General features: G+C 70.9%; 10 protein-coding genes and 1 pseudogene. 2 read left to right on the top strand and 9 right to left on the bottom strand.

Features of this window, described 5'->3' with window-relative positions; translation table 11 throughout:
- From kdpB to ACIRST_RS24310, 6 genes and pseudogenes are all read right to left on the bottom strand, one after another.
- A partial coding sequence (kdpB, locus tag ACIRST_RS24335) for a potassium-transporting ATPase subunit KdpB (RefSeq protein ID WP_402804290.1) occupies positions 1 to 1598 on the bottom strand: 1598 nt, incomplete at its 3' end.
- Entirely contained in the window at positions 1598 to 3262 is a 1665-nt protein-coding gene (gene kdpA, locus ACIRST_RS24330; RefSeq protein ID WP_402804288.1) for a potassium-transporting ATPase subunit KdpA, read from the bottom strand. The genes kdpB and kdpA, both read right to left, overlap by 1 nt.
- Position 3263: 1 nt before the next feature.
- On the bottom strand, positions 3264 to 3353 hold the full coding sequence (gene kdpF, locus ACIRST_RS24325) for a K(+)-transporting ATPase subunit F (protein ID WP_402804286.1): 90 nt from the start codon (positions 3351 to 3353) through the stop codon (positions 3264 to 3266).
- A 320-nt stretch (positions 3354 to 3673) separates the two neighbouring features.
- Positions 3674 to 3805, bottom strand: coding sequence for a hypothetical protein (locus tag ACIRST_RS24320; RefSeq protein WP_402804284.1), 132 nt, complete (start codon positions 3803 to 3805; stop codon positions 3674 to 3676).
- Between the two features lie 2 nt (positions 3806 to 3807).
- Positions 3808 to 4159 (bottom strand): annotated as a pseudogene (locus ACIRST_RS24315) (amino acid permease); the annotation flags it as partial.
- Positions 4160 to 4497: 338 nt separating this feature from the next.
- Positions 4498 to 5319: an SDR family NAD(P)-dependent oxidoreductase gene (locus ACIRST_RS24310; protein WP_402804282.1), complete on the bottom strand. Its 822-nt coding sequence runs from the start codon at positions 5317 to 5319 to the stop codon at positions 4498 to 4500.
- A gap of 571 nt (positions 5320 to 5890) precedes the next feature.
- Between ACIRST_RS24310 and ACIRST_RS24305 the strand changes: the two genes are divergently transcribed.
- The gene (locus ACIRST_RS24305; protein ID WP_402804281.1) at positions 5891 to 6397 is read left to right on the top strand and encodes a hypothetical protein; all 507 of its coding nucleotides are present in this window, start codon (positions 5891 to 5893) and stop codon (positions 6395 to 6397) included.
- Between the two features lie 328 nt (positions 6398 to 6725).
- Positions 6726 to 7499: a GNAT family N-acetyltransferase gene (locus tag ACIRST_RS24300; protein ID WP_402804279.1), complete on the top strand. Its 774-nt coding sequence runs from the start codon at positions 6726 to 6728 to the stop codon at positions 7497 to 7499.
- A gap of 86 nt (positions 7500 to 7585) precedes the next feature.
- Here ACIRST_RS24300 and ACIRST_RS24295 read toward each other — a convergent pair whose 3' ends face one another.
- The 3 genes from ACIRST_RS24295 to ACIRST_RS24285 all read right to left on the bottom strand — a co-directional run bounded on the left by ACIRST_RS24295 (position 7586) and on the right by ACIRST_RS24285 (position 12490).
- A complete protein-coding gene (locus ACIRST_RS24295) occupies positions 7586 to 8017 on the bottom strand; it encodes a hypothetical protein (RefSeq protein WP_402804277.1) in 432 nt (143 codons plus the stop codon).
- Positions 8018 to 8171: 154 nt separating this feature from the next.
- Positions 8172 to 10592: a DUF4118 domain-containing protein gene (locus ACIRST_RS24290; protein WP_402804275.1), complete on the bottom strand. Its 2421-nt coding sequence runs from the start codon at positions 10590 to 10592 to the stop codon at positions 8172 to 8174.
- A 14-nt stretch (positions 10593 to 10606) separates the two neighbouring features.
- Complete coding sequence (locus ACIRST_RS24285) at positions 10607 to 12490, bottom strand: amino acid transporter (protein ID WP_402804273.1); 1884 nt, start codon at positions 12488 to 12490, stop codon at positions 10607 to 10609.
- Positions 12491 to 12834: the final 344 nt, after the last annotated feature.

Genomic DNA, 12834 nt, shown 5'->3' with positions numbered 1-12834 from the left:
TCCTTCTTGATCAGGGCCATCTTGTCCTCGGGCGTGGCCTCGGCGAGGAAGTCGTCCACGCCGGCCTCCTCCGCGATCGCCTTGGCGGTCAGCGGGTTGTCACCCGTGATCATGATGGTCTTGATGCCCATCCGGCGGAGCTCGTCGAAGCGCTCCCGCATGCCCTCCTTGACCACGTCCTTGAGGTGGATGACACCCAAGGCCCTGGGAGCCGCGGTTCCGATCCGCGAGGCGACAACCAGCGGGGTACCACCGGCCGCCGAGATACCGTCGACCAGTTCAGCAATGTCCTTGCCGACCGAACCACCGTTCTCCGTGACCCAGTTGGTCACCGAACCCGCCGCGCCCTTGCGCACGGCGTGCACGCCGTCCGCCTCTTCGAGATCGACACCCGACATGCGGGTCTGGGCGGTGAACGGGACCCAGGTGGCGTGCGTCAACTCGCCCTGGGCGCGGGCCCGCAGACCGTACTCGGTCTTGGCGAGGACCACGATCGAGCGGCCCTCCGGGGTCTCGTCCGCCAGCGAGGACAGCTGCGCGGCGCCGGCCAGTTCGTCGGTGGACACGCCCGGGGCGGGCAGGAACTCGGCGGCCTGGCGGTTGCCCAGGGTGATGGTGCCGGTCTTGTCGAGCAACAGGGTGTTGACGTCGCCGGCGGCCTCGACGGCGCGGCCGGACATCGCCAGCACGTTGCGCTGCACCAGCCGGTCCATGCCGGCGATGCCGATCGCGGAGAGCAGCGCGCCGATGGTGGTCGGGATGAGCGCCACGATCAGGGCGACCAGCACGATCATCGACTGCGGGGCGCCCGCGTAGGTGGCCATCGGCTGCAGGGTCACCACGGCGACCAGGAAGACGATGGTCAGCGAGGCCAGCAGGATGTTGAGCGCGATCTCGTTCGGCGTCTTCTGCCGGGCGGCGCCCTCGACCAGGGCGATCATCCGGTCGATGAAGGACTTGCCGGGCTCCGAGGCGATCTTCACCACGATGCGGTCGGACAGCACCTTGGTGCCGCCGGTCACCGCGGAGCGGTCGCCGCCGGATTCGCGGATGACCGGCGCGGACTCGCCGGTGATCGCCGACTCGTCCACGGACGCGACGCCCTCGACGACGTCGCCGTCACCGGGGATGACCTGCCCGGCCTCCACGACGACGTGGTCGCCGAGCCGGAGTGCGGTGCCGGGCACCTCCTCCTCGGCGTCACTGGCCGGCCAGTTGGTGAGCCGGCGGGCGACGCTCTCGGTCTTGGTCTTGCGCAGGGTGTCGGCCTGGGCCTTCCCTCGGCCCTCGGCGACGGCCTCGGCCAGGTTGGCGAAGACCGTGGTGAGCCACAGCCACACGGTGATTGCCCAGGCGAACACGGACGGGTCCGCGATCGCGGAGATCGTGGTGACCACCGATCCCACCTCGACCACGAACATCACCGGGTTCTTGACCATCACCCGGGGGTCGAGCTTCTTCACCGCGTCCGGCAGGGACGCGACGATCAGCTTCGGGTCGAGCAGACCACTGGAGACTCTGTGGGACGCCGCACCATCGGTCTTGCCTCTCGGGGAGGGCGAAGGCGAGGGAGAAGGAGTAAGCGTTGACGAGGACATCAGGAGGAGAGACCTTCCGCGAGCGGCCCGAGGGCCAGGGCCGGGAAGTAGGTGAGGCCGACGACGATCAGGACGACGCCCGACAGCAGCCCGACGAACAGCGGCTTGTGGGTGGGCAGGGTGCCCGGAGTGGCCGGCACCGGCTGCTGCTGGGCGAGCGAGCCCGCCAGCGCCAGCACGAACACCATCGGCAGGAAGCGGCCGAACACCATGCACAGGCCGAAGGCCGTGTCGTACCAGTCCGTGTTCACCGTGATGCCGCCGAAGGCCGAGCCGTTGTTGTTGGCGGCGGAGGTGAAGGCGTACAGCACCTCCGAGAAGCCGTGGGCGCCCGAGTTGAGCATCCCGGCCCGCTCGCCCGGCAGCGCCATCGCCACACCCGTACCGACCAGCACGATCGCCGGGGTGGTGAGGATGTAGAGGGAGGCGAACTTCATCTCCCGGCCGCCGAGCTTCTTGCCCAGGTACTCGGGGGTGCGGCCGACCATCAGACCCGCCACGAATACAGCCACTATCGCCAGGATCAGCATCCCGTACAGGCCGGAGCCCGTACCACCGGGCGCGATCTCGCCCAGCATCATGTTGAACATCGTCAGCCCGCCACCGAACGGCGTGAACGAGTCGTGGAAGGAGTTCACCGCACCGGTCGACGTCAGCGTCGTCGAGGCGGCGAAGAGACCGGACGCCGCAATGCCGAAGCGCTGCTCCTTGCCCTCCATCGCCGCACCCGCGGCCTGCAGCGCACTGCCCTGGTGCTGCGACTCCGCGAAGGTGATGAGCGCCGTCGACGCGACCCAGAAGATCGCCATGACCGCCGCGATCGCGTAGCCCTGGCGGTTGTCGCCGACCATCCGGCCGAAGGCCCGCGGCAGCGCGAACGGGATCAGCAGGATCAGGAAGATCTCCAGCCAGTTCGTGAACCCGGTCGGGTTCTCGAACGGGTGCGCCGAGTTGGCGTTGAAGAAGCCACCACCGTTGGTGCCCAGCTCCTTGATGACCTCCTGGGAGGCCACCGGGCCGCCCGGGATCTTCTGGACGTCACCCGCGAGGTTGGTCACCTCGTGGAAGCCATGGAAGTTCTGGATCACACCGTTCGCCACCAGGACGAAGGCGAACACGAAGGCGATCGGCAGCAGCAGCCGCAGGTTGATCCGGACCAGGTCCACCCAGAAGTTGCCGACCCGGTCGGTCCTGTTGCGGGTGAAGCCCCGGATCAACGCCGCCACGATGGCGATGCCCACGGCCGCGGAGACGAAGTTCTGCACCGCCAGGCCGGCCATCTGCACCAGGTGGCCCATCGCGGACTCGCCGGCGTACGACTGCCAGTTGGTGTTCGTGACGAACGAGATCGCGGTGTTCCAGGCCTGGTGGCCCTCCATCTGCTGGACACCGAGGTTCAGCAGCAGGTAGCCCTGGAGACGGATCAGGCCGTACAGGAAGAGCACGGAGACGGCCGAGAAGGCCAGCACCGAGCGCAGGTACACCGGCCACCGCTGATCGGCGTCACCGTCGACGCCGATCACCTTGTAGATGCCGCGCTCGACTCTGAGGTGCTTCGAGGTGGTGAGGATGCGGGCGATGTAGTCGCCCAGGGGCCGGTAGCAGAGGACCAGCGCGCCGACGAGGGCGAGCGCCTGCAACCAGCCCGCGAGAGTGGAGCTCATGTCAGAACTTCTCCGGGTAGATCAGCGCGAGGACGAGGTAGCCGACGAGCGCGACGGCCACGATGAGACCTGTGATGTTCTCGGCGCTCACAGCTTCTCCACCCCCCGCGCGATCAGGGCGATGACGGCGAACACGGCGACCGTGACACCGACGTAGATGAGATCGGACATGGGCTCCACCTGAGTGGCTGAGGGGACGTACCCGTGAACAGGCCCTGAGGGCCTCACGGCACCGGTGGAAGACCGGCGGGAGCAGCCAACCAGCCGTCAGGGGCGCGCAGCGCGTCCCTGATGCCGTCCATACGGGTGATCCAGAAACATTGACGCGGCCCTTATATCGGCGTCATTCACTTGAGACCGCGGATTGTCCTGAACGTTTCGAAGAGGCCTGTCGGCACACCCCTCACCTGCCTACATCCGCATCCGCAGTCGGCAGACCACGGCGTCGGTGTGCCGGCGCCGGGCGCGGTCGATCACGGCGCCGCGCCGGTTCTGCAGCGCCCGCTGCCACCAGCGGGCGGGCTCCACCTCGGGGATCAGCACCTCACCGGCGAGGCCGCCGCGGTCAGCGCCGTCCGGCGGCCCAGGTGCGCCCTGGCGACGGCATAGGAGCCGCCGTCCGGGAACGCCGCGATCACCTGCCGGTAGGCAGGCCACCAGCACCGCCAGCAGCACCGCGACCGCGGCGGTGACCGGCAGCGTGAAACCCAATCCGTACCCGCCGGCGGCGGCCAGCACCAGGACGATCGACTCCGGCCCGTACGCGACCGAGGCCATCGCACCCAGCGAGAGCGCCGCCAACCCGCCGAACACACTCAACCGGTGCCGCTCGTCGCCCGCGCCGGTATCCGGAGGCTCGGGATCGGCCGTGACAGTCGGAATCGTGCTCTCTGGCATTCGTGGCTCCTCGATCGTGATGGTCACGATGGTGAAGCGCCCCGGAACACCGGCCGCCGCTTCCTACACACCCTTGATACCGGCGGCACCGCCCTTGATGCGATCTTGACGAGCCGGGCAACAAATCGGCCCCCGAGGCACCGCCCGTCCGCACAGCCGGACGGCGGGCCTCAGGGGCCGAGGGAGTGCACCCGGTGCCGGTGGCACGCGGCACCGGGTGGGTTCGTGAGGCTACTGGCCGGCCTTCCGGCCGTGGTTCGCCTTCTTCGTCCGCCGGGCCTTCTTCTTCCGCGCGCGCTTGGACATCGTGGATCCTCCGGTCTCTCGGGGCGTACGGTTCAGGAGGCCTGGCCGACCAGCTGGTCGGCGAGCTTGGCCAGTCGCTTCAGCGAGCGCTCCTCCTGGACGGCCTGCGCGGTGGGCGCGATGACGCCGCCGTCGAAGTAGGCGCCGTTGGCGACGACCGTTTCCGGCAGGCAGAGCCACACGACGGCCGCCGCGCCCTCCGCCGCAGGCGCGCCGACCCGCCCGTACAGCGGCAGCAGCGCGGTGTCGCACAGGCCGGGGTTCAGGCTGACGGCGGTGATGCCGGAGCCGGCCGGGGCCATGTCGGCGGTCGCCATGGTCAGCGCGAGCTGCGACTGCGCGTACGCGGCGACCCGCGAGTACTTCTTCACCCGGTGGGGGTCCGACCAGTTCATCGAGGCGGTGCGGTGCAGGGAGGAGGACACGTTGACGATCCGGGCATCGCCAGCCGCCGACAGCGGGGCGTGCAGCAGCTTCGCCAGCAGGTGCGCGGCGAGGAAGTTGACCTGCAGCGAGACCTCGTTGCCGTCGTCGGTCAGCGTGCAGCGCTCGGGCGCCATCACGGCGGCGTTGTTTACCAGCAGATCCAGCGCCGGGTAGTGCTTGACGACCGTGCCGGCCAGCACCGCGACCTCGGACAGCTTGGTGAAGTCGGCTGCCAGCTCAACGAGTTGGTCCCGTCGGACACCCGCATCGACCAGCCGGGCGACGGCCGCCTCGGCCTCTGCGGTGGTGCGGGCGTGCACCAGCACGGTCGCGCCGTGCCCAGCGAGCAGCCGGGCGGTCTCCCAGCCGATCCCGGAGGAGGCGCCGGTGACGAGGGCGGTGCGGGCGGACAGAACAGCGTCGGACATGACCCATCCAAGGGTGGAAGGGCACCAGCGGGGTGCGAAGGCGACGCGGCACGAAGCCGCACGCCGACGGGGCCGCGGGTGCGAAGAGGTGTGATGCGATGGAACGCTCGTCCGCCCCCTGCCCTCGGAGCCGGTCAGGGCAAGGGACGGACGGCGGTGTCCGGCACGGGCGCGACGAACGGCACCCGGCCCGTGCACGTCGGCCGGTGGCGAGCGGGAAGGAGCTCGGTCCTACCGGACGGCGATGGCGACCGCGACAGCGACGATCCGCGGCCGGCTATGCGGCGGGCGGTCGTGGTGGCGTGTCGAGCGGTGCATGTCCCTCATCAAAGCCTGCCCCGATGCCGGGGGCAAGCTCGTTCACCCTCCCTGACGAAGCCCTGACGAAGCCCTGACGCGCGGTCGACGCATCGTTGGTGCCCATGCCCCAGGGTCGCGTCCCGCGTCATGGTGGAGCCCCTGTGCACTGACGTTCCAACGGGGCGGGGGGTCTGCGACAGTGCAGGCTTCCGATCCGGTGCAACTGTGATCCAATGAGTCCGTGGGGGATACGCGAAGGACCTATGGGCCGTTGGAACTCGTTGACGGGTACTGGGTGGTGGGAGACTCCCACCGGCCGGACGGCCGCTGGGTGGAGTTCCGAACAGAGGGAATGGTCCGGCACGCCAGCGGCACAGAGGACCCGTTGGTTCCCTGGTCCCGGGTCATGCTGGGGATCGGTATCCAGATAGGACATGGGACGTGGGGATCGGGCTATCAGGGTGAGCTCGGGTTGACGGGCCTGCTCGGCGGCCTCCCTGGCCCCTTCAAGGGGCGCGGGGGTGGCCACCTCAGCATGACCCTCCGCCACCCGTACGAGGAACGGAAGCTGACCTTCGACCGGCACGGGGAGTGGTACAAGCCAACGCACGTCCTGCTCCTGGCCGAGCTGATGACGCAGACGGTCGCTGCCGGCGACGCTCACCGGCTCGGCGACGCCGACTGGCTTGACTGGGCGGTCGGGCGCCTGGAGCTCGTGACGTCCTGGCCGATCGGCCGTCAGCCGGCGGCAGTGGTGCAAGCGGCCCTGAAGGACTGACCAGCTCTCGTCAGGAGGGGCAGGCGAGCCTCGGCCGGGGCGCGGACTCGCGGTGACGCACCCTGGTCTCACCTGGCAATGGCGGTGAACGGTCATGCCGTGGGCGGGAGTTCGTTGTGGGTGCGCTCGGCGGGCAGATCTGGTCCATGCTGCCCTCGGGTTGGTAGCGGCGAGGGAAGGCGATCCATTCGCCGCGCACCTCGAACAGCACGGCGGTGACCAGCCGCACGAGCGAGATCGCCAAGGTTCCGTCAGCAAGAGCCCTGTCGCTGCCAGGCTTTCGTCAACGAGCCGACACCCGTCGGCTGCGGTCTGTCGTACTGGACCCATGTCCGTCACCGTTCCACCCATCACCGACTGGTTCACCCCCGAGCGGCCCGGCGCGAGTGTCCTGCCCGCCCACCTCGAACGGAGTGCCTACGGCGGCTGGTGGGCGGACGACCCCGACACCGTCCGGGCACTACTGGTGCACTGCGGGCCGGAACGGATGTTGCACGGAGACCCCGACCGTCTGGACCCGGACGTCCTCGCCCGCTTCGGACGCGGACAGTTCCACGCCCCGGACCGCTTCCTTCCCCTGTTGGGACGCACGTTCAGCCACATCACGCCGTGGATCCGCGTGCTGCACGTCCACACGGAACGGCCTCGACCGGTATCCCGCAACACCGCGGCCTGGGTACGCCCGCTGCACGCCGCCGACGAAACCCACCTCGACCGGTTCGCCCGCCGCGCCTCCTCCGCAAACCGCCCGGGGCTCCCCCACTGGGTCGCCGAGACCTGGGGCGGTCATCGCGCGCTCGTCGTGAGCGGCTTCGCCTGGGGTGCGTTCCTCGGGCCGTACCTGGCCTCGCTGGCCTGTGGCTACCTCGCCGGACGGAACCACCTGGACATCGCCGTGGCGACCGACCCGACGTTCCAACGGCTCGACCTCGCACTCGCCTGCGTCCGTGCCGCCACCTCCGCCGCCCGCGCCCAGGGCCTCATCCCGACCTGGTCGGCACCGCAGAGCAACCACGCCAGCCGGGCCCTCGCCGCAGCGGCGGGCTTCCGGCCGGTGCGACAGGAGGTGGTGTACTGGGCCGGTCCAGCCGTCACTCACTGACGAACGCATGTCTGGCAGGGCGTCAGTGAGCTGTCGGGGAAGCGGCATCGGCGGCCGCCTCCGGAACGATGCCGGAGGCGACGCCATCAGCCGAGACGGTGCCCGGACCCTCCGCCGACCGGAAGACGATCGACCCGGATCGCCCGGCGCGGCAGGGCGGCAGGCAGCGACAGCACCAGCGCCGCGGCGGTGAAGAGGATGAAGTGCCCGCCCTCAAGCCCCGGCCCGGACCAGCCGAGCTCCGCGTGGCGGTGCTCCGCGAAGGCGTTGCAGCACACCCAGGCGGCCATGCCCACCAACGGCGCGGCCAGCGGCCTGGAGAAAGCGCCGGCCAGCCCGGCCAGCCCGGTGTACGCGATGTACGGGAACCAGCCGGCATGGAGTTCACCCAGCCAGCCGAGGCCGAGCGCGAGCGCGCCACCGGCGACCAACGCCACGGTGCCGGACACCGCAACCGGCAGACGGTCGAGGACCGGGTGGTAGCGACGGCCCCCGGGGCGGGCGGAGTACATGCGCACAGTCAGGCCTGCCCCTTCACCACGAAATCGATCGACGCCAGCCAACCTCCCGCCGGTGTTCCCACCACGCAGCCTTGACGGCATCCTGACGCTGCGGCCCGGAATCTGGACGCGATCTTGACGCCCCGCTCGCCCCCGGCCCGGCAGCGCGGCATCAGGTCACCGCACGCGCCAGGCTGATGACATAGGAGGTGCCACCACCGGGCGTCTCCTCGACGGCCAGTTCGCCGTTCATCGCCTCCACGAAGCCCTGTACCACCGTCGACGCCGTGCCCACGTCGGAGGCGGCCTGTCCACCGTGGATGGTCACCCGAACGTCCACCCGCCCGGCCACCACACCCGCGTCGACCACCACCGGGTCTCCTGCTGCCCCCAGCGCCAGGAGGTCAGCGAACGCCCGCTCCAGGAGCCCGGGATCGGCGAGCACGGGCGGCAGACCCGGCTCCAGGTCGACACGGACGCCTGGCACGCCGTCGGCAGCGGCTCGCACCACCTCGGCCACCGCCGTCGGCCGCAGCACCACCGGCATCACCCCGGCCCGCAGCCGGCTCAGGTCCAGCAGACTGGCGACCAGCCGTTCCATCCGCTCCGCCTCAACGCCGATCCGCTGTCCGGCCGGGCCCGGCACGTGCCCCGCCGCCCGGCGCACCGCAGCCAGAGGCGCCCGCAGGTCCTGCCCGACCGCTTCGAGCAGCGCGGTGTGCAGTGCGTCGGTGTGCGCGAGTACCTCCGCCGCCGACGCCTGCGCCGCCAGCCGCGCCCGTTCACGGGCCAGCTTCAGTTGGGTGACGTACGGCCCGAGCAGCCGGGTGTCCTCCTCGGTGAGCGGTGCGCCGCGCAGGACCAGTACCGCGCCGTCGCCCAGGTCGACGGAGAACGACGCCTCGTCGGGCCCCGACGGTACCTCCGCACCGGCCGAGGCCGCCGGTTCCCAGACCGCCTCACCCGCGCGGACCAGCACGGCGGCGCCGTCCAAGCCGAACACCTGCCGCAGCTCCGCGACCAGATCGGGCAGCACCCGCGGCCCGGATTCCACCGTCTCCCCGGCCAGCCGGGTGAGAACGGCTGCCTCCGCGCGTGCCCGGTCCGCCTGTTGCGAGCGCCGCGTCAGACCGTCGATCAGATGGGAGATCACCCCGGCCACCGCGAGGTACACCAGCAGCGCCGCGACGTCCGCGCCCCGTTCGACCGTCAGGCTGTGCCACGGCGTGGTGAAGAAGTAGTCCGCCGCCAGTGCCCCGGCCGCCGTGCTGCCGGCCGCCGGCAGCAGCCCGCCGAGCCGGGCCGTCCCCGCCACCACCAGCAGCTGGCAGAGCAGCACACCGGACAGGCCGAGCGAGTCGCGCAACGGCGACAGCGCCCAGGTCAGCGCGACCGCCCCGGCCGGCCCGAGCAACCACGCCAGCCGACGCCGCCGGACCGGGACCAGCGCCGGGCGGCGCCTGCGGGGCTCGGACGGCACCGTCAGCAGCCCGGGCTCGGGCGGTGGCAGTACGCGTACGTCGATCGGGCCGGCCAGCCGGATCACCCGGTTGATCACCGAGCCGGAGACCAGCTCGCGCAGCCTGCTGCGGCCGGTGGGGCCGAGCAGGAGCTGGGTGGCGCTCTCCGACCGGGCGAAGTCCACCAGCGTCCGGGCCACGTCGCCGCCGCTCACCTCCACGTAAGTGCCGCGCAGTTCCCGGAGCAGTTCCCGCTGCGGCGCCAGGTCCGGCGGCTCACGCTCGGCCGTGCCGTCGTCCAGGCGCACGTGCACGCCGATCAGGTCCCCGTGCACCCGGGTCGCGGTGCGCGCTCCCCGGCGGATCAGGTGCTCGCCCTGCGGGGCCCCGTTCAACGCGACCATGATCCGTTCCTTGGTCTCCCAGGGCGCCCGAATGCCGTGCCGGGCCCGGTAGTCGGCGAGCTCCTCCTCCACCCGGTCCGCGAGCCAGAGCAGCGCCAGCTCGCGCAACGCGCCGAGGTTGCCGGCCCGGAAGTAGTGGTCCAGGGCGACGTCGATCCGGTCCGGCGCGTAGACCTCCCCCTGCGCCATCCGCGTGCGCAGCGCCTGCGGGCTGAGGTCGACCAGCTCGATCCGGTCGGCGGCCCGGACCACGTCGTCCGGGATCGTCTCGCGCTGGGCGACGCCGGTGATCTGCTCGACGACGTCGTTGAGGCTCTCCAGGTGCTGGATGTTGAGCGTCGTCGCCACGTCGATCCCGGCGTCCAGCAGCTCCCGCACGTCCTGCCAGCGCTTCTCGTTCCGCCCTCCGGGCACGTTGGTGTGGGCGAGCTCGTCCACCAGCGCGAGCGCCGGGCGACGCGCCAGCAAGGCGTCCAGGTCGAGCTCCGTCAACTCCACACCCCGGTACGGCACCGGCCGCCGGGGCAGCACCGGTAGGTCCCTCAACTGCCCCGCCGTCCCGTGCCGCCCGTACGTCTCGACCAGGCCGACCACCACGTCCACCCCCGCGCCGCGCAGCCGCCGGCCCTCTCGGAGCATGGCGTACGTCTTCCCCACCCCCGGCGCCGCTCCCAGGAACACCCGCAGTTTCCCGGCCACCGCCGTCCCGCCGCCTCTCTCCGCTTCCACGTCCATGCTCCGCCCTACCCGACGTGGACGCGCGGGCGCCGGGAGCGGTCCGGCTCGGCCTCGCGCAGCACCTCGCGGGTGACCGGGGCGACCTCGCCCTGCCCGAACAGGAAGAAGCGCAGGAAGTGACCGACCGGACCGCCCTCGGTCCACTCGAAGTAGATGTGCGGGAGCTGCCCGGTACGGTCCCGGACGGTCAGCAACAGGGCCGCCAGCGCATTGGGGACACTGGAGCTCTCCAGCGTCAGCACCCGGTAGCGGTCGTGCAGGACCTCGCCGTGCACGTCCAGCACCGACTCGAACTCGGACGGGTCCCGGACGGTCACCTCGACGAAGACCAGGTCGATGTCCGCCGGGATGTCGTGGTGCGCCCGGACCTCCCGCTTCTTCTCCTGGTACTCCGCCAGGCCGCGGGTGTTCGGCTCGTTGGCGATCAGCCGCATCGTCCGGTGGGTGTAGTCGCGGACGAACCGCTCGGCGGCCTCGTCCAGCACCACGTCGGTGACCCGCAGTTCGAACGCCCGCCGCAGCCTGGACAGGAAGGAGACCAGAATGATCCCGCCGATGAAGCAGGCGCCGATCTTGACGCCGTCCGGGCGTTCGGCGATGTTCACGCCCGTGGTGTAGAGGAACACCGCCGCGATGACCGCGAAGCCGGCGCGCCAACGGCGCTGCCCGGCCTTGTGGGCGGCGATGGTGACGGCGATCGCGGCGGAGCTGATCAGCACCAGCACCCCGGTCGCGTACGCGCCGCCCTGGGCGTCCACGCTCGCGTCGAAGAGCCAGGTCACGAGGAAGGCGATCAGCGTCAGCACGATCACCATCGGACGCACCGCCCGCGCCCAGTCCGGGGCCATGCCGTACCGCGGGAGGTAGCGGGGCAGCAGGTTCAGCATCCCGGCCATCGCCGACGCCCCGGCGAACCAGAGGATCGCGATGGTCGAGATGTCGTAGACGGTGCCGAAGGTGTTCCCGAGGTTCTCGTGCGCGAGGTAGGCGAGTGCCCGGCCGTTGGCCGGCCCGCCTGGCTCGAACGCCGCTTTGGGGATGAGCAGCGTGGTGATGAAGCTCGTCGTGATCAGGAAACAGCTCATGATCAGCGCGGCGGTGGTCAGCAGCTTGCGGGCGCCCCGGATCCGGCCGGTGGGCTTCTCCTCGGTGTCCTCCGGGTCGCCCTCGATGTGCGGCATCACGGCGACGCCGGTCTCGAAGCCGGACAGGCCCAGCGCCAGCTTCGGGAAGACCACCAGCGCGACGCCGATCATCGCGATCACGTTTCCGTGCTCGGCGGTCAGCGCGTCCGTCCAGTCGGTGACCAGGTTCGGCGACTCCAGCACGTGCCAGAGCCCGTTCACCACGACGACCACGTTGAGCGCGAGGTACACCGCGACCAGGAACACCGCCAGGCCGATCGCCTCGCTGAACCCCTTCAGGAAGACGCCGCCGAGCAGGGCGACCAGCAGCAGGGTGATCAGGACCTGCTTGCCGGACAGGGCGCTGGTCAGGTGCGGGTTCTCCACCAGGTGCGCGGTCGCGTCGGCCGCCGACAGGGTGATGGTGATCATGAAGTCCGTCGCCGCGAACCCGAGCAGAGCCAGGACGAACAACTTGCCCTGCCAGAACGACAGCAGCCGCTCCAGCATCGCGATCGAGCCCTCGCCGTGCGGGCTCTCCTTCGCGACCCGCCGGTAGACCGGCAGCGCACCCAGCAGCGTGACGATCACCAGCACGATGGTCGCCACCGGGGACAGCAGCCCGGCGGCGAGCGCCGCGATGCCGGGCTGGTAGCCGAGCGTGGAGAAGTAGTCCAGGCCGGTCAGGCACATCACCCGCCACCACCGCTGGCCCTTGTGCTCGACCGGCGCCTCCGCGTGCGGCCCGGGGTACTGCTTGGCCATGTCGGACAGGCCCTCCAGCAGCCATGCCCGGAACCTCGTCCGCCGCGTCGACGCAGCCGCACCCGACGAACTCACCCTGCGCCCCTGTCCTCGTCCCCGAGCCGGCGCCACCGAGGCGGTAGCAGGGCGAAAGGCTATGCGAGCAGTCGCTCCGGTCCCGGTAACCGGCCACGCGGGTTCGCCCCGTTGGCCCAGCGGCCGGCACATGGCCACCCAGCGCGCGTCCCGTCACCGGGGTCAGCACACCGTCAAGGAACCGAGCACGATGCTCACGGTCGCGGCGCAGGCTTCGACACGGCGCGTCATCCGCACCTCTGACGCGGGGCTGCCCCGGCGGCGCGCTG

The organism is Kitasatospora sp. NPDC101447 (assembly GCF_044767225.1).
In the GTDB taxonomy this organism is placed as follows: Bacteria; Actinomycetota; Actinomycetes; order Streptomycetales; family Streptomycetaceae; genus Kitasatospora.
Note: the sequence above shows the minus strand (reverse complement) of the source record. Positions and strands in the feature narration are given on the sequence as shown.